Source organism: Kribbella sancticallisti (genome assembly GCF_039530625.1).
In the GTDB taxonomy this organism is placed as follows: domain Bacteria; phylum Actinomycetota; class Actinomycetes; order Propionibacteriales; family Kribbellaceae; genus Kribbella; species Kribbella sancticallisti.
The window spans coordinates 147,623-172,177 of record NZ_BAAAOS010000005.1 but is presented as its reverse complement, the minus strand read 5'-3'; the positions used below and the strand labels follow the sequence as shown (position 1 = coordinate 172,177).

General features: G+C 68.3%; 23 protein-coding genes. 17 read left to right on the top strand and 6 right to left on the bottom strand.

The window, feature by feature from the left end; genetic code table 11:
- The first annotated feature begins 1 nt into the window (after position 1).
- A complete protein-coding gene (locus ABD255_RS01880; protein WP_344209034.1) occupies positions 2-415 on the top strand; it encodes an SRPBCC family protein in 414 nt (137 codons plus the stop codon).
- Positions 416-524: 109 nt separating this feature from the next.
- On the top strand, positions 525-1,406 hold the full coding sequence (locus tag ABD255_RS01875; RefSeq protein ID WP_344209032.1) for an alpha/beta fold hydrolase: 882 nt from the start codon (positions 525-527) through the stop codon (positions 1,404-1,406).
- A gap of 92 nt (positions 1,407-1,498) precedes the next feature.
- Here the strand turns inward: ABD255_RS01875 and ABD255_RS01870 are convergent, their stop codons facing one another.
- Genes ABD255_RS01870 through ABD255_RS01855 form a run of 4 tightly spaced genes read right to left on the bottom strand, consistent with a single transcriptional unit; the run spans position 1,499 to position 5,367 of the window.
- Positions 1,499-1,936, bottom strand: a complete 438-nt coding sequence (locus tag ABD255_RS01870; protein ID WP_344209030.1) for a tautomerase family protein — start codon at positions 1,934-1,936, stop codon at positions 1,499-1,501.
- Between the two features lie 23 nt (positions 1,937-1,959).
- Entirely contained in the window at positions 1,960-3,276 is a 1,317-nt protein-coding gene (locus ABD255_RS01865) for an amidase (protein ID WP_344209028.1), read from the bottom strand.
- Entirely contained in the window at positions 3,273-4,463 is a 1,191-nt protein-coding gene (locus tag ABD255_RS01860) for a hypothetical protein (RefSeq protein WP_344209026.1), read from the bottom strand. The genes ABD255_RS01865 and ABD255_RS01860 overlap by 4 nt, the downstream gene beginning before the upstream one ends.
- Before the next feature lie 4 nt (positions 4,464-4,467).
- The gene (locus tag ABD255_RS01855; RefSeq protein ID WP_344209024.1) at positions 4,468-5,367 is read right to left on the bottom strand and encodes a nitrilase family protein; all 900 of its coding nucleotides are present in this window, start codon (positions 5,365-5,367) and stop codon (positions 4,468-4,470) included.
- Positions 5,368-5,509: 142 nt separating this feature from the next.
- Here ABD255_RS01855 and ABD255_RS01850 point away from each other — a divergent pair, with 142 nt between their 5' ends.
- The 3 genes from ABD255_RS01850 to ctaD all read left to right on the top strand — a co-directional run bounded on the left by ABD255_RS01850 (position 5,510) and on the right by ctaD (position 8,640).
- The gene (locus tag ABD255_RS01850; protein WP_344209021.1) at positions 5,510-5,959 is read left to right on the top strand and encodes a winged helix-turn-helix transcriptional regulator; all 450 of its coding nucleotides are present in this window, start codon (positions 5,510-5,512) and stop codon (positions 5,957-5,959) included.
- 480 nt (positions 5,960-6,439) lie between these two features.
- Complete coding sequence (locus ABD255_RS01845) at positions 6,440-6,928, top strand: TraR/DksA family transcriptional regulator (RefSeq protein ID WP_344209020.1); 489 nt, start codon at positions 6,440-6,442, stop codon at positions 6,926-6,928.
- Positions 6,925-8,640 (top strand): aa3-type cytochrome oxidase subunit I, encoded by a 1,716-nt coding sequence (ctaD, locus tag ABD255_RS01840; RefSeq protein ID WP_344209019.1) that lies wholly within the window; start codon positions 6,925-6,927, stop codon positions 8,638-8,640. Before ABD255_RS01845 ends, ctaD begins: the two co-directional genes overlap by 4 nt.
- Positions 8,641-8,841: 201 nt before the next feature.
- Here ctaD and ABD255_RS01835 read toward each other — a convergent pair whose 3' ends face one another.
- Both ABD255_RS01835 and ABD255_RS01830 read right to left on the bottom strand, forming a co-directional pair.
- A complete protein-coding gene (locus ABD255_RS01835; RefSeq protein ID WP_344209016.1) occupies positions 8,842-9,582 on the bottom strand; it encodes a hypothetical protein in 741 nt (246 codons plus the stop codon).
- 217 nt (positions 9,583-9,799) lie between these two features.
- Positions 9,800-11,044 (bottom strand): PucR family transcriptional regulator, encoded by a 1,245-nt coding sequence (locus ABD255_RS01830; protein WP_344209014.1) that lies wholly within the window; start codon positions 11,042-11,044, stop codon positions 9,800-9,802.
- A 176-nt stretch (positions 11,045-11,220) separates the two neighbouring features.
- Between ABD255_RS01830 and ABD255_RS01825 the strand changes: the two genes are divergently transcribed.
- The 12 genes from ABD255_RS01825 to ABD255_RS01770 all read left to right on the top strand — a co-directional run bounded on the left by ABD255_RS01825 (position 11,221) and on the right by ABD255_RS01770 (position 24,544).
- Positions 11,221-12,213 (top strand): universal stress protein, encoded by a 993-nt coding sequence (locus ABD255_RS01825; protein ID WP_344209012.1) that lies wholly within the window; start codon positions 11,221-11,223, stop codon positions 12,211-12,213.
- A complete protein-coding gene (aceE, locus tag ABD255_RS01820; protein ID WP_425554358.1) occupies positions 12,210-14,960 on the top strand; it encodes a pyruvate dehydrogenase (acetyl-transferring), homodimeric type in 2,751 nt (916 codons plus the stop codon). The genes ABD255_RS01825 and aceE overlap by 4 nt, the downstream gene beginning before the upstream one ends.
- A gap of 192 nt (positions 14,961-15,152) precedes the next feature.
- Positions 15,153-15,821 (top strand): V-type ATP synthase subunit D, encoded by a 669-nt coding sequence (locus ABD255_RS01815; protein WP_344209010.1) that lies wholly within the window; start codon positions 15,153-15,155, stop codon positions 15,819-15,821.
- Positions 15,818-16,198 (top strand): hypothetical protein, encoded by a 381-nt coding sequence (locus tag ABD255_RS01810; RefSeq protein WP_344209008.1) that lies wholly within the window; start codon positions 15,818-15,820, stop codon positions 16,196-16,198. The genes ABD255_RS01815 and ABD255_RS01810 overlap by 4 nt, the downstream gene beginning before the upstream one ends.
- Positions 16,195-18,123, top strand: coding sequence for a V-type ATP synthase subunit I (locus tag ABD255_RS01805; RefSeq protein ID WP_344209006.1), 1,929 nt, complete (start codon positions 16,195-16,197; stop codon positions 18,121-18,123). The genes ABD255_RS01810 and ABD255_RS01805 overlap by 4 nt, the downstream gene beginning before the upstream one ends.
- 13 nt (positions 18,124-18,136) lie before the next feature.
- A complete protein-coding gene (locus ABD255_RS01800) occupies positions 18,137-18,361 on the top strand; it encodes an ATPase (protein WP_132194926.1) in 225 nt (74 codons plus the stop codon).
- The gene (locus ABD255_RS01795; protein WP_344209002.1) at positions 18,361-18,924 is read left to right on the top strand and encodes a V-type ATP synthase subunit E; all 564 of its coding nucleotides are present in this window, start codon (positions 18,361-18,363) and stop codon (positions 18,922-18,924) included. The genes ABD255_RS01800 and ABD255_RS01795 overlap by 1 nt, the downstream gene beginning before the upstream one ends.
- Positions 18,921-19,925, top strand: a complete 1,005-nt coding sequence (locus ABD255_RS01790) for a V-type ATPase subunit (protein ID WP_344209001.1) — start codon at positions 18,921-18,923, stop codon at positions 19,923-19,925. Before ABD255_RS01795 ends, ABD255_RS01790 begins: the two co-directional genes overlap by 4 nt.
- Positions 19,926-19,954: 29 nt before the next feature.
- On the top strand, positions 19,955-20,296 hold the full coding sequence (locus tag ABD255_RS01785; RefSeq protein ID WP_344208999.1) for a V-type ATP synthase subunit F: 342 nt from the start codon (positions 19,955-19,957) through the stop codon (positions 20,294-20,296).
- Positions 20,293-22,092, top strand: a complete 1,800-nt coding sequence (locus ABD255_RS01780) for a V-type ATP synthase subunit A (RefSeq protein ID WP_344208997.1) — start codon at positions 20,293-20,295, stop codon at positions 22,090-22,092. The genes ABD255_RS01785 and ABD255_RS01780 overlap by 4 nt, the downstream gene beginning before the upstream one ends.
- Complete coding sequence (locus tag ABD255_RS01775; RefSeq protein ID WP_344208995.1) at positions 22,089-23,510, top strand: V-type ATP synthase subunit B; 1,422 nt, start codon at positions 22,089-22,091, stop codon at positions 23,508-23,510. The genes ABD255_RS01780 and ABD255_RS01775 overlap by 4 nt, the downstream gene beginning before the upstream one ends.
- Positions 23,510-24,544 carry a TerC family protein gene (locus ABD255_RS01770; protein ID WP_344208993.1) on the top strand — a complete coding sequence of 345 codons (1,035 nt, stop codon included), beginning with the start codon at positions 23,510-23,512 and terminating at the stop codon, positions 24,542-24,544. Before ABD255_RS01775 ends, ABD255_RS01770 begins: the two co-directional genes overlap by 1 nt.
- Positions 24,545-24,555: the final 11 nt, after the last annotated feature.

Here is a 24,555-nt window from a genome sequence, read left to right as displayed (position 1 = left end):
GATGGCGATCGACGGCGACACCCTGGTGCACGAGATCCGGATCCAGGCCGATCCGGAGACGGTGTTCGCCTACTTCACCGACGAGGAGAGGCACGTTCGCTGGCTCGGCCAGCAGGCGAGTCTCGATCCCCGCCCCGGCGGCCTCTACCGCTGCGTGGTCAACGAGACGGCGACCATAGTCGGCGAGTACGTCGAGGTCGATCCGCCGTACCGGGTGGTGTTCACCTGGGGGTTCGCCGGCAACCCGATGGTGCCGCCGGGCAGCAGCACGGTCACCGTCACCTTGGCCTCCGACGGCGCGGGAACGCTACTCACCCTCGTGCACACCGGCCTTCCTCATCCCGCGCTCGACGCCCACCACACTGGATGGCAGGGCTACCTGAACCAGCTCGCCGACGCGCTCGCGGACAAGTGATCCAAGCCGCGCAGCGCGGCTTCGGCTGCCGGCTGTCCCCCTCCCCCGGACCGGACCGTGGCGGCCGCAGCACCGGCAGGCGGTGGTCAGCAGTCGTAGGGTTCTTGGTGTGACCGTTGAGGATGTTCTGGCCGCTCATCGCGGCGCTGGACGGGAGTTCAGCGCGGCTGGGGTGCGCAGTTTTGCGCTGGATCAGGGGCCGTCCGACGCGGAGCCGGTCGTCTGCCTGCACGGCGTACCGAGTTCGTCCTTCGTCTACCGTGCCGTTCTGCCCGAATTGGCGAGTCGTGGGCTGCGCGGGATCGCCTTCGACCTTCCGGGCCTCGGACTGGCCGCGCGGCCGGACGACTTCGACTACTCCTGGACCGGGCTGGGGCGATGGGCGACCGCCGCGCTCGACGCGCTCGGGCTCGGGCGGGTGCACCTGGTGGTCCATGACATCGGCGGGCCTGTCGGTTTCGAGATCGCGGCCGCGGCACCTGACCGCGTCCGCTCAGTGCTGCTACTGAACACCATTGTTGTCGTCGACACCTTCCGCCGCCCGTTGGTGATGGAACCCTTCGCACACGGCCCACTCGGACAGGCCTGGCTCGCAGCGGCACGGGTACCGGTGGTGTTCCGCACGCTGATGCGGACGATCGGTGTCGGACCAGGTGTGCCGACCGCCGAGATCGACGCACACCTGCGGCTGCTCCTCGGCGATGACTCAGGCCGCGCGTTCCTGCGGATCATGCGCTCCTTCGAGCGAACTGCCGAGAAACGGCGGCGCTACGAAGCGGTCGTCGGCTCCAGCGCCTATCCGGTGGGAGTCCTATGGGGCAGCAAGGACCCGGCTCTGCCGCTACGCACCTACGGCGTCCAGGCCCGGCTCGCCGCGCGACTCGACGACCTCCCGACCGTCCCCGGCAAACACTTCCTCCAGGAGGATTTCCCAGCCGCGATCGCCGCCGCCGTCGCAGCCCTGGCGCATCGCCCCGATGCCGCGCAGTGACGTTCTCCGCCCCGCCCAAGAACCACCGATGCACGACGGAAACACCTCCACACGCTGGTCTCACGAACCGATAACAGAAGCGGCCCGACCGACTAGGCGTCTGGAGGCGACGTGGTGGTCGTTGTGCTGGAGTTTGCCTTCCTCTCGTCGCCGCGCCAGTTGGTGTTGAAGCCGCCCAGGTGAGGGTGGTACATCTCGTCGCCGTCGTGCTGGGTGAACTCGACCTTCAGCCACAGGGCGTCGAGTACGAACGTGTCCACGCAGGCGTCGATCAGTGACTGCGCCAGCAGAGCCCTGGTTTCGGTCGGGCGGCCTTTCCGGATGTCACACATGATGAGGCCTGAGGGTGTGGGCGGACCGGATTCGTGGCACCGCCACACTCCACCGACCCCGAGGTCGTGGATGGAGACCGTGAGGAGATCCATGCCGACCTGCATGATCTCCCCGTAGATGCGCCCGACGCGTTGTGCGAACGCTCGTTTGGTGGCTTCGTCCGCGGTCAGCGGCAGGTCGATCTGGATCGAGGGCATCGTGTTCCTTTCTTCAGGCCCGGCTACTTGGCCAGGGCGATCTCCAGATCCCGGGCAGCAGCGAAGAGGAGTCCTTCGTTGCCCGGCGCGGTGACGAGTTGTACGGCGATGGGCAGTCCGTCGAGGCGGCCTGCGGGGACGCTGATCGCCGGTGAGCCGGTCAGGTTCCAGGGACTGGTCAGTGAGAGCAGCGCGCCACGTACCTCGAGGTCGGTGCCGGCGATCGAGACGCTGCGATCGCCCACGGCCGGCGCCACGATCGGCACAGTCGGCAGAGCCAGTACGTCGTACGTCGACAGCAACTCGTCGATCATGACGCGCAGCTCGTGGCGCGCTTCGTCGGCCCGGGCATAGAGCCGATCAGAGATCTCGCGACCCTTGTTCAGTCGTGCATATACCTCTGGATCGATGAGGTCGGCGTCTGCGTCCAGGTGGTGCTCGTGCACCCGGAACGCTTCCCTGCCTTGCAGTGTGGAGAAGACCTCGAACAGGCTCTGCCGCCGCTCCCACTTGGGGAACCCCTGGACGACGTCGATGGTGAACCCTGCATTGGTCACGAGCTGCCGTGCCAGCTCCTCGACTCGCGGATCGGTCACGGCGATGGACATCGGCGGGATCCATCCGACGGAGAGATCGCCGGACTGGAATTGCACTGGCCGGTCACTGAGGGCCTGGTAGCCGATGAGGGCGTCTTCGGACGTTGCCGCGAAGAGACCGACGTGGTCCAGGGTGGGAGCCAGCGGATACACGCCCGCGCTCGGGACGGCGTCGTACGCCGGCTTGAGCCCGACGACGCCGCAGAGCGCAGCCGGCACGCGGACCGAACCCGCTGTATCAGTGCCCAGCGCGAGGGGCACCATGCCGGCGGCCACCGCGACGGCGCTGCCGCCGCTGCTGCCTCCGGACATACGACGGGGATCGCTCGGGTTGCGCGAGGCGCCGTGGACCGATCGATCGCCGGTCGCGCCGTACGCGAACTCGTGCAGGGTTGTCTTACCGATGATCACGGCCCCGGCATCGCGCAACCGCCGTACGACCTCGGCGTCCTCGGTCGCGGTGGCGCCGAAGGAAGTGGCCGATCCACAACTGGTGGGCAGACCGGCCATGTCGATGAGGTCCTTCACCGCCACGGGAATGCCGTGAAGCGGGCCGAGGTCGACACCCTCAGCGAGTTGTTCGTCGGCCCGGCGAGCCGCCGCGCGGGCGCCCACGTCGTCGATGAGCGCGAACGCGTTGAGGGTGGGATTCAGCTCGCGGGCACGGCGCAGAACCGCATCGACCAACTCGCCTGCCGACGTTTCCCGACCGCGCAGAGCCCGGCCGAGTTCAGCGGCCGTCACGACGTGAATCCAGGGAGGAGACGGAGCGGCGGCACGATCAGCGCCGTACAGATGCTCATCGATGCGACGTTGCCGATGAAGGGGTGGAAAGTCTTCGGCATCCGAGCCGAGATCGCCGCTGCTACCGGTGGAGCGATCAGCGCGCCGGCCAGTGCACCGACCACGATGGACTGGAAGGTCCCGCCGAAGGCCAGCACGGTGGCCGGCGCGACAGAGACGACCGGCACGAAAGTCGGGTAGAAACCGTGCTTGCGCCACCTCGTCCGCCAGATGACCACACCGGCGACCGCGGTGAGGACCTGGCCGGCGAGCACCGCGTAGAACAGGCCGGATCCGTAGGAGGTGCTGGATGGACTGATCAGGTGGGCCACGACGGCTCCGAGAATCAGCATCGCGCTTGCCCATTCGTTGCCGGAGAACTGCGCCTCGGAGAAGTCAGCCAGTGCACGGCGGGACGCCCACAGCAGCGAATGCCCGCCGTCAGTCGCTGGAGCCGGCCCATGCTGGGGCCGTGCGCGCCAAGCGCCCGGAGCCGGCATCCAACTGAGACGACCGCAGAGCCAGAACGCCGCGATCGCACCTAGCCACATTCCTGTGGTGGCACCGACGACAGGCGGAAGGTCCAGTGGTGCGGAGATGCGCTCGACGGCGAGGATCGACGCCGGTGGGGTCAGCAGCGCTCCCAGACTGGCCGCGGACAGACCGACTCTCCATCCTGGTCCATAGAGGACGACGATTGCCGGTGCCACCGAGACCAGTGGCACGAACAACGGCTGCCAGCTTCCGGGAGCGAGGGTCCACCCCCAGACGATGTTGCCCAGCAGAAGGCTGACCAGCGCAGTACCTGTTGCCCACGGCCACAGACCTGTGCCGCATGCCTGGACGAAACCCTGCCAACGCCACGATCGCCGGTGCGCGACATGGCCCATCATGCCGCCGACGAGCAGCAACGCGCCGGCCGGAGCAACCGCGTAGAACTGTGGTTCGCTGATCGATCCGACCAGCCACGAGGAGAGTCGGCCGAGGTCGGTGTAGTCGCCGTCCCACGGCTGCCAGGTCGCGCCGCGGGTAGCTCGTGAGAACGTCCAACCGGCGAGGGCCAGGAGCGCGGCGCCGACCACGGCAGCACAGAAGGTGGCAACTCTCCGCGAGCCGGCGACACCCGTCATACTGCGGACTGTCGTCATGACGTCACCTCGGTAGTGGAGCGCGGTCGCCGTAGCCGAGCATCTGGTCGTACAGGTCGGTACGCCGATCCCGATGCAGATCGTTGAGCTGATTCCAGATCGGAGCCGTTCGCGCCGCCGTCAGATCGATGTCCGCGTAGATGACCGTGTCCTCGTCCGGGCCGGCGATCCGATCGATCGGCCACCCGTTCGTCCCGGCGATCAATGAGTTGCCCATGAACCCCGCGCCGCGCTCCTGGCCGATCCGGTCCGCGGTGGCGATGAAGACGTTGTTGGCGTGGGCCGCGGTGATGGTCAGGTACGCCGCCATGCAGACACCGCTGGCGTCGTACAGGGGCGGAGGCGTCCAGACCCAACCGGTGGGTACGCAGATGATGTCCGCGCCCATCTGGGCGACGATCCGCGCGGTCTCCGGGAACCAGATGTCCCAGCACACGAGCATCCCGATCCGGCCGATCTTGGTGTCGAACACCGAGAATCCCTCGTCACCTGGGGTGAACCACAACTTCTCGGTGTTCCACAGATGCGTCTTGCGGTATCGACCGATGTATCCCTCCGGGCCGACCAGCACAGCGGTGTCGTAAAGCGTCACGCCGTCGCGCTCCGCGACACAGCCGACGATGTACACGTTCCGCGCCGCCGCGATCCGCGCGAACGACTCGACCGTGGGCCCGTCCGGTACGGCTTCGGCGTGAGCGTAGGCCTCCTCGCGGCTCTCGAACACATATCCGGTGGTCGCCAGCTCCGGGAGAACGATCAGACCTGCGCCGGCGTCCGCCGCCGACGTCAGCCGCTGCTCCACCGCCAGAGCATTGGCCTTCAGGTTCTCGACCCCGACCCGCGGCTCGAACTGGACGACTGCGACCCGTACCGGGCTCACCTTCGGATCCGCCTGTGAAGTCATGACGTGGCCTCCTCACCTGTCGCTGAAACTGGTTTCAAGTTGAAACCGATGGACGGGAGCGTAGAGGACCTGGTTTATACTTGCAACCACTTGCTTCCACTGATCCGCGCGGCTGCCGGCCGCATCACCGAGGGAGACGCGAATGCCGCAGCGGGTGACTCACGAGCGAGCGGAATGCCCCGTCGCCAGGGCGGTCGACGTCATCGGCGACCGCTGGTCCCTGCTCATCGTCCGAGACGCCTTCGACGGCATCAGCCGGTTCAGCGAATTCCAGCGGAACCTCGGCCTGGCCAAGAACATCCTCTCGTCACGGCTGCGCGAACTCGTCGCGCACGACATCCTCGAGATGCGCCCGGCCGCCGACGGAAGCGCGTACCACGAGTACGCGTTGACGCAGAAGGGGCGTGACCTCTTCGTCATCCTGGTCAGCCTGCGGCAATGGGGCGAGAACCACCTCTTCGAAGACGCCGAATCCCACTCGGTGCTGCTCGACACAACGGACAACCGACCGGTCCGGAAACTCGAGGTCACCGACGACGCCGGGCGCGTCCTCGATCCCTCCGAAGCCTTCGTCCGCAAAGTCGCGAGCTGAGCCACGAACCAACACCGATTCTTCTTCTGCCGGCTCACGGGGAGGCATCGATGAAGCGATGGCTGTGGCGGGTTCCGGGCCGCGAACAGGTCGGCGTTCCGGTTGCTCGAAGCAACATTCAGCTCGGGTGAGCGGCTGCGTGGTGAAGACGAGTATGTCGTCGCGGGCTTCCAGTTCTCCGATCGTCCCGAGCCTTGCCGCTCGCGGCCATCACCTGGCCACCGATCGAGGGGTGCGCGGGGTCGTACAGGAAGTTGGTCGTACCTGGCTTGGTGGACGGCGGATCGCCGAGCAGAAGCTGGAGACGATGGGCTGGTCGAGCCCTGATCCCCTGTCAAAGGCAGGTCTCAGCGAGGTTGCCGGTGCTCGGCAAGCCGGGTGTTGTCTGTTGGCCGGTCTCGTGCCTACCTCCTCCTGAGGCGCGGCGGCATTGTGGGCTGTGGCTTGCCCTGGCCGTTACAGCGCTGGTTTCACCTTGCTGTGATCCGGCATCCGCTCCGGTCCGGGCTGCTGCCCCTACGTGACGCAAGGAGGTTCTCGATGACACAAGTCAGCCAGGCTGTCGCGCCGGACGGCCGCGACAGCCGAGGTAACTGGGACGACGTCTTCCAGGCAGAACTCGAACAACAACGACAGTTTCGGGTTGAACAGCTCGCCGACCTGACCAGTGACAGGCTGGCCGTAGGCGATGGTTCACTCGACGAAGTCACCTCGGCCTTGCTGACGGCAGCGGCAGCAGCCCTGCACGACATCGACGCTGCGTTGGAGCGCATCAAGTCAGGCTGTTTCGGGCTCTGCCAGCACTGCGGTCAGGTCATCGCACTGGAGCGCCTCAGGGCGCTGCCCATGGCGAGTCTGTGCATGGACTGCCAGTACGCGAATGAGGCGACCGGTTCGGGAACTCTCGGAGGAGTGCCCGCGGAGTATCTGACCTGTGAGGCGAAGCGCGGCGCCGGACACCATCGATGACCGGCTTCGTAGCGCGGACGACGACACCCGCGACCACAGCCGTCCGTCGCCGTTCGCTGGGACGGGTCGCGGTGAAGTGGCTCACCACCACAGACCACAAGCTGATCGGACATCTGTACCTGATCACCTCGTTCGGCTTCTTCCTGATCGGCGGCGTGATGGCGCTGCTGATCCGCGCCGAGCTGGCCAAGCCGGGGCTGCAGATCGTGAACGAAGAGGTCTACAACCAACTGTTCACCATGCACGGCACGATCATGCTGCTGCTGTTCGCGACGCCGCTGTTCGTCGGCTTCGCGAACGTGATCATGCCGGTCCAGATCGGCGCGCCCGACGTGGCGTTCCCGCGGCTCAACATGTTCAGCTATTGGCTGTTCCTGTTCGGCGGCCTCATCGCTTTCAGCGGCTTCTTCACCCCGGGTGGCGCGGCCGACTTCGGCTGGTTCGCCTACGCACCACTATCTGACGCGGTCCGCTCCCCCGGTGTCGGCGGTGACCTGTGGATCATGGGTCTGTGGATGGCCGGTCTGGGCACCATCTTGGGCGCGGTCAACTTCGTCACCACGATCATCACCATGCGCGCGCCCGGGATGACGATGTTCCGGATGCCGATCTTCACCTGGAACATCCTGGTGACCTCGATCCTGGTACTGATCGCGTTCCCGATCCTGGCCGGCGCGCTGCTGATGCTGGAGGCGGATCGGGCACTGGGGGCTCACGTCTTCGACGCCGCGAACGGCGGGCCACTGCTGTGGCAGCACCTGTTCTGGTTCTTCGGCCATCCCGAGGTCTACATCATCGCGCTGCCGTTCTTCGGCATCATCACCGAGATCCTGCCGGTCTTCAGCCGCAAGCCGATCTTCGGCTACATCGGCCTGGTCGCGGCGACGCTGGCGATCGCTTCGCTGTCGGCCACCGTGTGGGCGCACCACATGTTCGCCACCGGTGCGGTGTCCTTGCCGTTCTTCTCGTTCATGTCGTTCCTGATCGCGGTGCCCACCGGGGTGAAGTTCTTCAACTGGATCGGCACGATGTGGGGCGGGTCAATCTCGTTCGACACCCCGATGCTGTGGTCGGTCGGGTTCATGACGACCTTCCTGTTCGGCGGCCTCACGGGTGTCATCCTGGCGTCCCCGGTGCTGGACTACCACGTGACCGACTCGTACTTCGTCGTCGCGCACTTCCACTACGTGGTCTTCGGCACGGTGGTGTTCGCGATGTTCGCGGGCTTCTACTTCTGGTGGCCCAAGATGACCGGGCGGATGCTGGACGAGAAGCTCGGCAAACTGCACTTCTGGCTCCTGTTCATCGGGTTCCACACCACCTTCCTGGTGCAGCACTGGCTGGGCGTCGAGGGCATGCCGCGCCGCTACGCGTCGTACGGGGCCAACGAAGGCTTCACCACGCTCAATACGGTGTCGAGCGTCGGCGCAGCCATCCTCGGCGCCTCCACGCTGCCGTTTCTCTACAACGTCTACAAGTCGCGGAAGGCGCCGCTGGTCGGCGTCGACGACCCGTGGGGCTGGGGCCGCTCGCTCGAGTGGGCCACGAGTTCGCCGCCGCCGCGGCACAACTTCGTCAGCCTTCCCCGGATCAGGTCCGAGAGCCCCGCTTTCGACCTGCACCACCCGCAGATCGCGATGGCGGAGTACCCGGACAGCGGCGCGCCGCGGGACAACCTGCTGGACGCCGGCGACGACGACCGAGCCGGCTGACCTCCGGGGTGACCCGTCAGGTCGAGAAGGCAGCTTGAGTCGTTGCGGCAAGGTCCGCCAGAACGTCTGGCGGGCCCTGCCGAAAGGTGTGGGGGCGTCGCAGTTGCGTCATCGCCTACCCGGCCCGAGCGGGGCACCGGTGTCGTTGATGTCGAACTCCCTGGCGCTCGGCCGGTTGCGGCTGTCAAGCCAGGGATTTGTTCATTGGTCCGTGTCGTGAAGCAGTCCGTCCCAGTCGATGCGCGCACGGCCGGCGGCACCGTCACCCAGGACGAACCTGCTGGGGTCTCCAGCGGCTCTGGCTCCTGATGCCAGCCACGCGGCCATCCCCTGGGCGTTGCGGCGCTCGATCTCGTCGAGATAGGCCCTGCGCTCTTCGATGATGCTCAGTCGTTGTGCTGGTGAATCCGCGCGTTGCAGTGCTGAGTAACTGGCCCGCCACGCCAGGCACAGGGCGTCGTCGCTCAGCGCGGCGGGTGCGACGCGAGGCTGTGCCAGAGGGTCAGCTTCAGCCGGCGGCGGCGCGGACTCTGGTGAGCGCTCGCCAGGGTCCGGTCGAGCAGGCTGCGGTTCCGACTCGGGCAGGTGGCCGCGTTGTCTGAGCCAGCGAACACCATGGCTGATCGCCCAGGGCGATCCGCCGGCCGTGATCGTGAGCAGCAGAACCGCGGTCGGAGCACCGAGCAACGTGCCCAGTCCGATGAACGCCACAGTCCCCGCACCGCTGAGGACCGCGCTGGTGGCAACTATCCGTCGTTTGTCCCGCGGAAGCCGACTGCTGTCGTCAGGGTCCAGAGCGACCATCGCGACGACGCCGCCGGTGAGGACCGCGCAGATGAGTAACAAGATGAGCGTCTCCAGCGACCAACTGGACGCCACGACCATACCGAGAACACCGAGGACGCCGCAGAAGGTCAACCAGCAAGCACGATAGATCCTCATCGTGAATCAGCCGGTTCTGCGGAGATTGGTGGGCTTGACCGGACGGCGGAGGATGGGTTCACGAAAACCTCCTGACGGTTCGTGGGGCGAGCTCGAAGCTATTCCTGCAGCTACGACTCTGCCGCGTTCCGGCCGGAACAGCTACGGCCACGATCGGCGACCTACGACAGCCCTGTTCGCCGACGCCCGGCAACGAGAGCTCGCACAGGATGGTGACTCAACTGTGTGCTGCGGCGCCGGTCGCAAGGTCGTGCGCGGGCCACTCGAGCAGCCGTGCACCGAGTACGGCGATGTGCAGGGCGAACCGCTGTGCTGGATCTCCCGGATCATGACCGGTGAGCTGCTTGATCTTGGTCAGCCGGTAGGTGACGGTGCGGACCGAGACATTGAGACGGCGGGCCGCCTCGGTGGCCACCTCGCCGGTCGCGAAGTACGCCTCGAGGGTCTTCAGCAGCGGCTCGGCACCTCCGCGCGCTTGCGTCAGCGGGACGAGCACGGCCTGGATGAGGTCAACGATGGCAGCCTGGTCACGGACCAGAACCCGGTACACGAGCATGTCGCGCGCGTCGACGACGGGCGTATCGAACTGCAGTCGCTCGGCCAGGGTCAGCGCCTCCCGGGCCTCCTCGTACGAACGGGCGATGCCGTAGGAGCCGGGGTAGGCACGGCCGGTCGAGACGCGCCACGCCCGCCCGGCCCGATGCCGGACCAGTGCGTCGTGGATCAGTTCCCCCACGCCCTTGGTCACGGTGCGCGGTGCCGCTGACGGGGCGGTCGCGGGGATCAGCACCACCAGGAGGCCTTCTTTGGTGGCGACCAGCACTTCACGGTCGCCGAAGCGGTCGAGGATGAAGCGTTCCAGCATGCCCGCCGCCGTGTCGCCATCAGTCAATCCATCGGCTGGGGCGGCGAGGGCCACCTGGTGGGGCCGGCCGAGGTCAAGCCCGAAAGGTTCAGCACGCTCGACCATCCGGGAGACGTCGGGGTCGCCGCGAAGCAGGTCGTCGACCAGTTCCCGGCGCAGCGCTTCCTCCTGCCGGATCAGCTGCTGGGTTGCGACCTGGTAGCTGTCGACGAGGACGGCGATCGCTTCACCGACGGCCCGCAGTACTGCCTGGGCTGAGGCTCTGACCGTGTCGCGGTCGCGGTACGGCACGACGTCGGGCAGGTCGCGCCACATCCGCCAGGCCGCGGAGAGGTACAGGTCGACGACCCTTCCGGCTGGGATGCCCTGCTCGGCGGCACGCCGCCCGAGCTCACGCACGATCGCCAGTTCGTGCTCGCCCGGCCGCCGCCCGGAGATGGCAGCATCGGCGAGGAGGGTGAGGTATTCGACCAGCAGCTCCAGCGGCGCCTGGGAGTCACCGGCGGCGGCCTGCGCGATCGCGGTCAGCCAGGCCTCATCCGCGCTGTTCGCGGGATCGGCAGCACCCGGCCAGTGCGGCACACCGGATTCGCTCATCTCACTCCCTTCACGCGGGATCCAGGCAGCTGCGCGGTGATGTCCCAGTAGAGCATCGTTGCCGGGCGTCGGCCATAAGACCGGTCACAGGTTGGCCGATCGTGCCAGTACCCGTGCAGCCGCCGGAACGGCACAGTCGAGCCCGCAGGTATCCAGAGCTGAAGCGGAGCGGCGACATGATGAAGACAACTGCAGTTGGCAACCGCGACCGCCGTCCGGTTCTGGTCGGGGTCGACGGCTCGGTCTCCGCTCAGGGTGCGCTGGCCTGGGCCGCCGCGGAAGCCTCGTCGAGACGTTGCCCGCTGCGCATCATTCACACCTTTGTCTGGCCGATGATCGGCAACGCGCTCGACCTGGCCTCCGTCGGGGACATCGACAACGGACTCCAGTCGGCCGGGGAGTGGATCCTCGCCGAGGCAGAGAACTACACACGTCACGTTGCTCCCGACATCAAGGTCACCGGTGAGCTGTTCGTCGCCGGTGCCGCGCCGACCTTGCTGAGCCAAGCCCAGGACGCCGAACTGGTGGTCGTGGGCAGCCGGGGCTTCGGCGGCTTCCGCGGACTCCTGATGGGGTCGGTCAGCGCCGCGGTCGCCGCGCATGCCCCGTGCCCCGTCATCGTCGTCCGCCCGCACCGAGACGGCACGGCGTTCCCCGCCGGATCGACCGGCCGCATCGTTGTCGGCGTCGACGGGTCGGAGGTCTCGGCCGGCGCCATCCGGTTCGCCCTCCAGCAGGCGGCGCGTCGCCACGTCGGCGTCACCGTCGTCCATGCCTGGATGCCGACGCGACAGCATTCATCGCCGCGCGTCCCCCCGGAGATCATCGAGCAGGTCGAACAGCAACTGCTCGCCGAGGTGATGGAGGGTGAGCGAGCGCTCGTCCCCGGCATCGACCTCGAGCTGAACCTGGTACACGACCACCCGGTCCAGGCGCTGGTGGACGCATCCGGCGACGCCGGAATGGTCGTGGTCGGTTCACATGGCCGTGGCGGTTTCGCCGGCATGCTCCTGGGCTCCGTCAGCCAGGCCGTTCTCCAGCACGCCGCCTGCCCCGTGGCCGTCGTCCACCGCCGCCGGACCAAGCCCCTCGAAGCCCTGCCTGCGCACCGACGTCGTCTCCAGCTGGCATCAACGAATCGCCTACCAGAGCTGAAGGAACTGTCATGACGTCCACACCGCAAGGCCTGCCGGCAAGCCTGGGCCTGCACAGTCAGCTACTCGACCTGGACCCTTCAGAGACCCAGGAGTGGCTGGAATCGCTGGATCAGGTGGTGGACCACGCCGGTCGGAACCGGGCGCGGTACTTGATGCTCAGTGTGCTGCAGCGGGCACGGGACCGGCGCGTCGGTGTGTCGAACCTGCGCAGCACCGACTACCTGAACACGATCGCTCCCGACGCCGAACCCGACTTCCCCGGAGACGAGCACATCGAGCGGCGCATCCGGGCATACAACCGCTGGAACGCCGCCGTCATGGTGCACCGCGCACAGCGGCCAGGCATCGGCGTAGGCGGCCACATCTCCACCTACGCCTCCGCCGCCGCACTGTACGAAGTCGGGTTCAACCACTTCTTCCGCGGCCACGACGCGGCCGGTGGAGGTGACCAGATCTACTTCCAGGGCCACGCCTCCCCCGGCATCTACGCGCGGGCGTTCCTGGAAGGGCGGCTGAGCACCGACCACCTCGACGGGTTCCGCCAGGAGTTCTCCCACGCAGGCCTCGGCGGCGGGCTGCCCTCGTATCCGCATCCGCGGCTGATGCCGGACTTCTGGGAGTTCCCGACCGTGTCGATGGGGCTGGGCCCGATCAACGCGATCTACCAGGCCCGCTTCAACCGGTACCTGCATGACCGCGGCCTCAAGGACACCAGCACCCAGCGGGTCTGGGCGTTCCTCGGCGATGGCGAGATGGACGAACCGGAGTCCCTCGGCGCGATCGGTGTCGCCGCCCGCGAAGAACTGGACAATCTCACCTTCGTCGTCAACTGCAACCTGCAACGCCTCGACGGCCCGGTCCGCGGCAACGGCAAGATCATCCAGGAACTGGAGTCGTACTTCCGCGGCGCCGGCTGGAACGTCATCAAGGTGATCTGGGGCCGGGAATGGGACCCGCTGCTGGCCGCCGACACCGACGGCGCACTGCTGAACCTGATGAACACCACCCCCGACGGCGACTTCCAGACCTACAAGGCGGAGTCCGGCGCGTTTGTCCGGGAGCACTTCTTCGGCCGGGACCCGCGCACCGCCGCCATGGTGCAGCACCTGTCCGACGCCGAGATCTGGAATCTGAAGCGCGGCGGCCATGACTACCGCAAGCTCTACGCGGCCTATCGGGCCGCCACTGAACACACCGGCCAGCCGACGGTGATCCTGGCCAAAACCATCAAGGGCTGGACTCTCGGATCCCATTTCGAAGGCCGCAACTCCACCCACCAGATGAAGAAGCTGAGCCTGGAGGACCTCAAGGGCTTCCGGGACCGGCTGTTCCTGGAGATCCCCGACAACGACCTCGACGCGGTGAGGCCGCCGTACTACCGGCCGCCGGAGGACTCACCGGAACTGGAGTACCTGCACGAGCGGCGCCGCGCCCTCGGCGGCTACCTCCCCGCCCGCACGGTCCGCAGTACGTCCCTCACGTTGCCCGGCGAGTCGGCGTACGCCGTGGCGCGCCGCGGGTCGGGCCGGCAAGAGGTCGCCACCACGATGGCGTTCGTCCGGTTGCTCAAGGACCTGATGAAGGATCCACAGATGGGTCACCGATTCGTGCCGATCATCCCCGACGAGGCCCGCACCTTCGGGCTCGATTCCCTGTTCCCGTCCAAGAAGATCTACTCCCCGCACGGACAGACCTACTTGTCGGTGGACCGCGAGCAGATGTTGAGCTACCAGGAAGACACCCGCGGTGTGCTTCTCCACGAGGGCATCACCGAGGCCGGCTCCGCGGCATCGTGGACGGCGGCCGGTACGTCGTACGCCACTCATGGCGAGCCGATGATCCCGCTCTACATCTTCTACTCGATGTTCGGCTTCCAGCGCACGGGCGACCAGTTCTGGGCCGCGGCCGACCAGATGACCCGAGGCTTCCTGCTCGGCGCCACCGCCGGTCGCACCACCCTCAACGGCGAAGGCCTGCAACACCAGGACGGCCACTCGTTGCTGTTGGCCTCCACCAACCCCGCCTGCATCGCGTACGACGCCGCCTATGCCTTCGAACTCGGCCACATCACCGCCGACGCGCTCCGGCGTATGTACGGCGAACCGCGCCCCGGTGAGGACCAGAACGTCTTCTACTACCTCACCCTCTACAACGAGCCGATCGCACAGCCCGCTGAGCCCGCCGACGTGGACATCGCCGGAATCCTCGCCGGGATGCACCGCTACTCCCCCGCCGGCCAAGGAACCGGACCGAAGACGCAGATCCTTGCCTCCGGCATCGCCATGCCCTGGGCGCTCGAGGCACAACGTCTCCTGCGGACCGACTGGGGCATCCAGGCCGACGTCTGGTCGGTGACGTCCTGGACCCAGCTGCGCCGCGACGCCCTCGCCGTCGAAGACTGGAACTTGTCGCACCCCGACCAGGAACCCCGAATCCCCTACGTCACCAGGCGTCTGAGCAGAGCCCCTGTCCTGGCGGTCTCGGATTGGATGCGAGCGGTGCCGGACCAGATCGCTCAATTCGTCCCGGGGCCGTGGGCGTCGCTCGGCACCGACGGCTTCGGGCGCTCCGACACCCGGACCGCGTTACGCCGGCACTCCGGCGTCGACGCGGAATCGATCGCCGTGCGCGCGCTACAGCAGTTGGCCGGCTGCGGAGAGCTGGACGAGGCGATACCAAGGCTAGCCATGGCGTCCTACCCGGCCGGCCAACGGCACGCAGACTCGACGTTCGGCGGCGGCGATGACACGCCAGGGTGACCACCGGTACCCGACCGCGAACGATTGTTGCTCCGCGCAACAGGCAGCAGCTCACCGGTCGTCGGGTCTGGTCGCGGCATTGCCTGACCCCGGCAACCAGCGCGTGGCGAAGGTCGCCGACGGCGTCACTACCTTCCGACGGTGGGCAGCGGCAATGTCAGAGATACCAGATCAAGCATCCCGGAGTGTGCCATGCAATCCATCGTCGCCACCCGAAGTGAGCTGCTCGACCGTAGACGCCGGGCGGTCTTCGTCGCCCAGGGCCGCGACCTGCTCAAGGACAAGAGAACGGCGCTGGTGCGGGAGTTCCGGTACCACGAGGGTGAACTCCTGAACGGACTGGAAAGACTCCGGGCCCTCGCGGTGGAGGCTCGGCAGCGCCTCGACGAGGCCACTGCGGTCTGCGGACCCGAGGCGCTGCGATCCGGTGCGCTGGTGGCCCCGACCGGTATCGGTGTGGATCTTCGGTCTCGGACTGTGGCCGGTGTCCGGCTGTTCGACCTGCGCCACGATCCGGTACTGCGTAACCCGGCCACCCGCGGCTGGGCGCCGGCCTTGGTCTCACCGCACCTCGACACCGTCGCCCAGGCCTACGAGCAGCAGTTGGAGTGGCTGCTGGACCTGTGTGCGCTGGAACTGAGCGTCCGCCGGCTGGCCACGGAGATCGCGCGAACCACGAAGCAGGTCAATGCCCTGGACAACATCGTGCTCCCCCAGTTGCACGACGAGGCGCGCCGGATCGCGCTGACGCTCGACGAGCGTGAACGCGAGGAGCACGCCCGGCTCCGGCGCGCCCGCGCCCGCCGAGCGTCCCGTGACACCGCCGGTGGCGGACCCGACTACACCCGGAGCGCCGCATGAGCCGCACGCACGACGACAGCGAGACGATGGAGCCTGCGACGCCGCACGAGCTGGTGCGGGAGCTCGAAGACTCGATCGCCGCTCGGCTGACCGCGGCGGACCAAGCCCGCGATGAGGTGGCACTGGCTCGAGTGCGGGCGGATCACCTCATCGCCGAGGCCGAAGCGCAGGCGGCGGAGGTGGCGCGGCAACGAGCGGCCGCGATCCTGTCCGTCGCCCGCGCCGAGGCCGCCCGGCTGACCGGCGCCGGTATCGCCAGGGCGGCCCACCTGAGTGCCGTCGCCGCCGGGCGCCGCGACCAGGACGTCGACTCTGTTGTCTCCGCAGTTCTGCCGCAGTCGCCCGAGTCGTCGTGGGACGAGGCAAGCCGGCCATGATGGTCCCCCTCACCCAGCTCGAGGTCGTCGGCCTCAGACCCAGGCTGGATGATGCGCTGGCCGCCCTGCAGGAACTGCGGCTGGCAGAAGTCGTGACCATCGTCGACCCCGGTGACACCCCACCCGGCTTGGCTGATCTCATCGCCCGAACCGACGCGCTGTGCGCGCTGACCGAGCAGCCGGCAACCGGCACGGTGCTGAGCGATGCCGCCCTCCAGGCAACCCTCGACCACCTCGAACCACAGGTTGCGAAGCTGCTGGCGGCCGACGAAGAACTGCGCGGCGAGGCTGAAACACTGCCCCGCTCCATCGACGCCCTGGACGCGCTGCAGCCCCTCGTGCCGGAACTAGGACAGTTGAACGACCGGCAGCTGGCCAACCTCGGCCTGGCCAGCATGGTGCTGATCCTCGACGACCCCGACCTGCGGATCGTCCCCGAGCTGACTCGCCAACTCGGCGAGCTGCTCGGACGCGGGCACTTGCTGGTCACCTCCGCGGCCGTGCGCGGCGGCCCGGTCGGCTGCCTGCTCGTGCTACGGCGCACCAACCTGCCTGACGTCAACACCCTCCTCGGCACCGAGCGCATCGTCGAGGTCGGCGTCCCCGACGCCTACGCCGGCAAGTCGCTGCGCGTGACCGTCGTGGCAATGCGCGAACGACTCGCCGCACTGCCCGCTGACCGCGACCACGTTCGCGCCCAGCTGGCCGCGACGGTCGAACCTTTCGCGGGTGCGCTCCACGTGACCGCTGCCGCGCTGCGGGCCCGCGCGGAACGAGGAGTCGCGGCCACACAAGCGGACCTGTCCTCGCGCACGTTCTTTGTCAGACTCTGGGTTCCCACCCAGCAGATCGCGCGGGTCGAGCAGGCACTCGTGCACCGGCTGGGGTCGGCTGTCGCCGTACAGCAGCTTCCCGAGGCAGGGGCCGAGGATCAACCGGTGCTGCTGCGGAACCGGCCCGGCTGGTGGCCGTTCCAGCAGCTCGTCGGGTTCTTGTCCTGGCCGTCGCGCGACGGACTGGACCCGACCGGGCTGATGGCGCTGGTGCTGCCGATCTTCTTCGGCGTGATGGTCGGCGACGTAGTCTACGGAGCCCTGCTGCTGGCCGCCGCGTGGTGGCTCAGATCGCGCCGGCCGAAGGACAGCACCCTCGGTGAGGCCGGCAGGGTACTCACGCTCGGCGGCGGTTGGACGGTCCTGTTCGGTGTTTTGTACGGCGAGGCGTTGGGCAGCCTGGGCCACAGCCTCGGGATGCCGGCGCTCTGGTTCTACCGCGGCGGCCCGACCGCGCTCCAGCCGCTGCTGTTGTTCTCCTTGGCCATCGGCCTTGTCCACATCGTGCTCGGACTGCTGCTGGGCGTGTGGACAGCCGCCCGCGCACATCATCGCCGGCACCTCGCCTCGAAGGCCGGGACACTTCTCGTCCTGGCCGGACTGTTCGGGCTCGCCGGTGTCACCGCCGCGGGATTCCCAGACACACTACTGACTCCCGCGGTGGCCGCGCTCGTCGTCGGTGTGGTCGTGGCCTGCGTCTCTCAGGGCGCGCTCGGGCTGCTGCTCGGCCCGCTCGATCTGCTCGGCGCCCTCGGCAACGTCTTGTCCTACCTGCGGCTCGCGGCGGTCGGACTCGCCTCGACCTACCTGGCGGAGGTCGCCAACCAACTCGGCGCCCGGGGACCGCTGCTGCTCGGGATCCTCGTCGCCACCTTGTTCCACGCGCTGAACCTTGCCCTGGCGGCCTTCAGCCCGACCATCCAGGCGCTCCGGCTGCACTACGTCGAGTTCTTCGGACAGTTCCACGAGGGCGGTGGCCGGCTTTTCGCGCCGCTGGGCGGTTCTGTTGCCGACGGCCCGGAGTCTCGCAACTCGGACGCACTCCCCGCAGCTGTATCCCCGAGCCGGTTCCCGGCCGGATCACCCGTCTGAAAGGACACACATCATGGAACTCGGACTGATCGCTCTAGCCGCCGGCCTCGCTGTCGGTCTGTCCGCCTTGGCCACCGGCTACGCCCAGGCGCGGATCGGAGCCGCGGCGATGGGCGCCGTAGCGGAGAAACCTGAGCTGACCGGCCGCGCGATCCTGCTCGTGGCCATCCCGGAGACGCTGGTCATCCTCGGGTTCGCCGTCGCCGCGATGATCATCTTGCTGCTCGGCGGCAAGTGATGGCGCTGCGCGATTTGCTGACCGCACTCGAGGAGGAGGGAGCAGCAGACCACCAGAAGGCCCAACAGGCCAGACGCCGGCAGGCAGCCCAGATCCTCTCCGACGCTCGTGAACGAGGCACGAGAATCCAGGCGGACGCTGTTGCGGCGGCCGAGACCAGCGCCCGCCAGGAGGCGCAGAGCCTGTTGATCGCGGCGCGCTCGGGCGCCCGACGGGCGGTCCGGACCGCAAGGGACGACGCGCTCGCCGAGGTCCTCGGACGGGTTCACCAGCGATTGCTTGCGCTGCCGGGCAGTCCGGAAGGCGCAAAGGCCGCGATGGCCTGTGCCGACGAGGCACTCGCCGCGCTGCCGCACGCCTCGACACTGCGCGTCCACCCAGCCGACGCGATGGCACTGCAGCCAGGCGTGGCGACGCACCTGGTCACCGACCTCGGGACCAGCGGCGTCATCGCCGAGGACGACCAGGGCCGCTACATCGACAACACCTACGCCACCAGGCTGGCCAACCTGTGGCCGGGGATCCGGGCCGACCTGAGCCGTTCCTGGGAACAAGGGTCATGACCGCCCGCGCCGACTTCGTCGCCGGCAACACCCGGCTGCGGGCGCGGCTACCCGGCCTGCTCGACGCCTTCGACTACGCCCAGCTCGCCGGTCTGTCCCCCCAAGCGGCCGGCCAACGCCTGACCGCGTCGATCTACCGCCCGTACCTGAGTCGCGACCTGGACGACCGGCGCGTCCTCGACGCCGTCGGCCGCCGCCTACGAGACCTGCTGCGCGGAGTACGGGGACTCTACGGCGGCACCGCCGGCAGCGTGGTGGCGGTGCTGCTGGCCCGCCACGACTTGCACGACACTCTCGCGCTGCTGCGCGGCGCACGCACACGGCAGCCCGCCGCCGACCGGGTCGCTGCCGTGATGGGCGTCGGTGCCCTCGACCAGCGGGCCGCGGCCGACGTCGCGGCGGCCAATGACGGCGCCACGGCGGTACTGCGGTTGTCCGCTCACCGGCTGCCGGATCCCCTGACCTCTCAGGCGCTGCCGACGGCATGGGGGCGCTACGAGCTGAACGGAGACCCCGACGAGTTCGAGACCACGGTCGCTGCGGCCGCGATCGGCGGCTGGACCACCCGGCTCGAACAGGTCGACCGCCCCGCTCGGCCCGTCCTGGCGCTGATCCACACGGAATGCGACATCGCCAATCTGCTCGCGGTGCTGCGCGGCTCGACGGCCGAGGCACCGCGGCTCCTTCCGCCCGGCCTGGTCGGCGAGCCCGCGTTGCTGGCCGCACGCCGGGGCGACCTGTCGCCGGTGGTGGCCGAGCGCCCCAGCTGGCGGCGAGCCCTCGACCGGCATTCCCGCGACGGGGACCTGCCCGCTCTCGAATGGAACCTGCGGGTAGCACTGTGGCGCCAGGCCCTGCGAGACCTCCGACGCGGCGACCCGCTCGGCGCGGACGTGCCCGTCGGCTACGTCCTCGCCGCCGAATGCGAGGCACGCACCGTCCGATTGCTGCTCGCCGGCGCAGTCCATGCCTACGACACACGAGATCTGTTGCTGCGATGACTCCGGGTCCGGGAAGCGAACCGCGGCCGATGACCGATGCGCTGGTTGTTGCCACACCGGCCACGGCGACGGGGTTTCGTCTCGGCGGCGCACGCACCATCACCGCTGTCGACGCCGACCAGACCGTTGCCGCGGTCGATCAGGCGATCGAGGACGGCGGGGCCGGCGTCATCGCCGTCGACGGATCGCTGTGGTCACAGGTCCCCCTGGTGACCCGTGCGGCCTGGACCAGGCAGGCCTCGCCACTCATCCTCAGTCTCCCCGACGAGGACGGCGAGGTCTCCGCGGCCAGGGACGCCGCGCTGCGCGACCTACTGGCCCGCGCGATCGGCTACCAGATCACCTTCACGCCCAGCGGAGGTACGCCATGACCAGAACTGAACACTCCACCGGGCCGGCGCCGCGGCGAGGCTCCGCACCGGCCCGGCAGGTTGCCACCGACATCGGCCGGGTGGTCAAGATCTCTGGTCCGGTGGTCAGTGCGACCGACCTGCCGCACACCCGCCTGTTCGACGTGGTGCGGGTCGGCACCGAACGGCTCCTGGGTGAGGTCATCAAGATCGACGGCGACCTGGTGGTGATGCAGGTGTTCGAAGATACCACCGGCCTGCAGGTCGGAGAACCGGTCGAGGCAACCGGAGAGCCCTTGTACGCCGAACTGGGGCCGGGGCTGCTCGGCGGCATCCTCGACGGCACCCAACGGCCGCTGGAGACTCTGAGCACGGACGGAAACCTGTACATCGCCCGGGGCGCCGAGCCACCCCGCCTCGACCGCGGCCGACGCTGGCACTTCCGGCCTGCCGTCGAGGTCGGTGACCGGGTGGGGCCCGGTGATCTGCTCGGATCGGCGCCGGAAGGACACGCCATCGAACACCGGGTCCTGGTGCCGGCCGACCTGTCGGGCATCGTCACAGCGATCCACGCCGGTCCCGCCACCGTTCTCGATGCCGTCGTCGACATCGACGGTCATCCGCTGCCGATGATGCGCCGGTGGCCGCTGCGCCACGCCCGCCCGGTCGCGAACCGGCTGCCGCTCACCGTGCCGTTGATCACCGGCCAGCGGATCCTCGACCTGCTGTTCCCCGTCGCCCGCGGTGGCAGCGCCATCATCCCGGGCGGGTTCGGCACCGGCAAAACCGTGCTGGAACAGGCCCTGGCGAAGTTCTCGACGGCCGACGTCGTCGTCTATGTCGGCTGCGGCGAGCGCGGCAACGAACTGACCGAGGTGCTCGAACAGTTCCCGCGGCTGACCGATCCGCGCACCGGTGCACCGCTGATGGACCGCACCGTGTTGATCGCGAACACGTCCAACATGCCGGTCGCAGCCCGCGAGGCCAGCATCTACACCGGCATCACCATCGCCGAGTACTACCGCGACCAGGGCTACGACGTCGCCATGATGGCCGACTCGACCAGCCGCTGGGGTGAAGCACTGCGGGAGGTGTCGAGCCGGCTGGAGGAGATGCCGGCCGAGGACGGCTACCCCGCCTACCTGGCATCCCGGTTGGCCGGCTTCTACGAACGCGCCGGCGCCGTTCAGTGCCTCGGCACACCGCAGCGCACCGGATCGGTGACGATCGTCGGCGCCGTCTCACCGGCCGGTGGTGACTTCTCCGAACCCATCACCCAAAACAGCCTGCGGCTCGCCGGCTCTTTCTGGGCCCTCGACACCGCCCTGTCGCGGCAGCGGCACTTCCCCGCCGTGAACTGGCTGCGCAGCTTCTCCCAGTACGGCCTGGACGAATGGTTCGACCGCGAGGTGGCAGACGACTGGTCACAGCTGCGGCACTGGGCCGCGGCGACCCTGCAAGATGAAGGAGACCTGCAAGAAGTGGTGTCGCTGCTCGGCGTCGAAGCGCTGGCCGCGGAGCAGAGAATCACTCTGCGCGTTGGTCAAGCTCTGCGGGAGGACCTGCTTCAGCAGTCCTCGTTCGACGACCTCGACGCGTCCTGCCCGCCCGCCCGGCTGCTGGCCATGCTCCGCGTCGTGCACGCCGCCGGTGCCGCGATGAGCGCCGCACTGCAGCGCGGCACCGCCATCACCGCCATCACCAGCGCAACCGTGCTGGCCGACCTCGGCCGGATGCGCCGCTGGCCGCTGGACAACGTCGACGAACCCGCCACCGCTCTGACCCAGCGGATCGCCGAAGAAATGAGCTCGCTATGACCACCGCCGCGGCCCACTCCCCCTTCACCATCGGACACCGCGGGGTGACCAGGGTCGCCGGGCCGCTGCTCCTCGTCGCAGGCATGGAAGGCGTCGGGTACGGCGAACTGGTCGAGATCGACAGCGGCGGCGGGCCGATCCGCGAAGGTCAGGTGCTCGAGCTCGACGGCTCCCTGGCCGTCGTTCAGGTCTTCGGCGGAACCGTCGGCATCGGCCGCCACGAAACCTCTGTCCTTACCCGCGGCCGCGCCGCCGCCACCGGGGTGGGCGCCGACTACTTCGGACGGGTCCTCGACGGCGCCGGACGGCCCCGCGACGGCGGCCCGGACCCCGTGCCGGACACCTACCGCCACGTCAACGGCCTGCCACTCAACCCGATCACCCGCGCGCACCCGGACCAGTTCATCGAAACGGGGGTGTCCTCGATCGACGGACTGACAACGCTGGTGCGCGGCCAGAAACTGCCGATCTTCTCCGGCGCCGGGCTCCCCGCGAACAGCCTCGCGGCACGGATCGCGGCCCAGGCACGGGTGCCCGGCGACGACACCGAAGTCGTCGTCATCTTCGCCGCCATGGGCGTCACCCGCCGAGAAGCCGAGTTCTTCCGCGCCGAGTTCCTCACCGGAGGCGCCGCCGCCCGCAGCGTCTTGCTGCTCAACCTGGCCGACGACCCCACCATCGAGCGGCTCCTGACCCCACGGGTCGCGTTGACCATGGCCGAATACCTGGCCTTCGAGCAGCACCGGCACGTCCTGGTCGTGATGACCGACATGACCGCCTACTGCGAAGCGCTGCGAGAGATCTCCGCGGCACGGGAAGAGATGCCCGGTCGCCGCGGCTACCCCGGCTACATGTACACCGACCTGGCATCACTGTACGAGCGGGCCGGCCGGGTCCGCGGCGGCACCGGGTCGCTGACCCAGTTGATGATCCTCACCATGCCCGACGACGACATCACCCACCCGATCCCCGACCTCACCGGCTACATCACCGAAGGCCAGATCGTGCTGGCCCGCGACCTCGACCGCCAAGGGATCGACCCGCCGATCGACGTACTGCCGTCACTGTCACGCCTGATGAACGCAGGCATCGGCGCCGGGAAAACGCGCGACGACCATCGCGGCCTGGCCGACCAGCTCTACGCTTGCTACGCGCGCGGCCGAGAGGTCCGCCGCCTGATGTCGATCGTCGGCGAGAGCGGCCTGCCCGCAGACGACCGTCGCTATCTCGAGTTCGCCGAGGCATTCGAAGGCAGCTACCTCGACCAAGGCCCGCGGCGGCGCAGCTTGACCGACACGCTGGAACTCGGGTGGCAACTGCTCGCCCCCTTCCCTGCCGCCGCACTCAAGCGCGTGACCGCTGAGCAACTGGCCCGCTACCACCACCACGACGCGCCGATGCCGGCGGCCGACGTGTGATGGATGTCCCCCGCCTTGTCTGGGTACTGACGATCACCGCCATCGTCGCCCTGCTGCTGTTCGACTTCTTCTTCCACGTGCGCACGGCGCACACTCCCACCCTCGGCGAGGCCGCCGGCTGGTCGGCCTTCTATGTGGGTATCGCCGTCGTGTTCGGGGCCGGCGTCTGGCTCTTCGGCGGCGCCGGGATGGGCAGCGAGTACTTCGCCAGCTACCTCACCGAGAAGGCGTTGTCGGTCGACAACCTCTTCGTGTTCCTCATCATCATGGCCAGCTTCAAGGTGCCCCGTCCCGACCAGCAGAAGGCGCTCCTGTTCGGAATCACGTTCTCGCTGGTCGCGCGGACTGGCTTCATCCTTCTGGGCGCCGCGCTGGTCAACTCCTACGCCTTCGTGTTCTACGTCTTCGGGCTGATCCTGCTCGTCACCGCCGGCCGGCTGCTCAAGTCCGACGATGCGAACGGCCGCTCCGCGGACAACGTCACGGTCCGCCTCGCCAAGAAGTTCTTGCGGACCTCGGAGACCTACGACGGCGACAAGCTGTTCACCAGCGTCCAGGGCCGCCGAGTGATGACGCCGATGCTGCTGGTCATGGTCGCCATCGGCGGAACGGACGTGCTGTTCGCGCTGGACTCCATTCCGGCGATCTTCGGTCTGACCCAGAGCGTGTTCATCGTATTCACCGCCACCGCGTTCTCCCTGCTGGGGCTACGGCAGCTGTACTTCCTCATCGACGGCCTCCTCGACCGTCTCATCTACCTGTCCTACGGCCTGGCCGGCATCCTGGGCTTCATCGGCGTCAAGCTCATCCTGCACGCGCTGCACGAGAACAACCTGCCGCTACTCAACGATGGACGGCCAGTCGAGGTTGCCCAGATCAGCACCGGTCTGTCCTTGAGTGTGATCGCCGGCGTCCTGATCGTGACCCTTGTCGCCTCGCTGGTCGGCGTGAAAGTTCACGCGACCCGCGCGGAGCATCAGGTCATCGGTCCCCAGAGCGAGGCGTCCAAACCCGACCCGGCGGACCGCGAATGAAAGTCGAGATC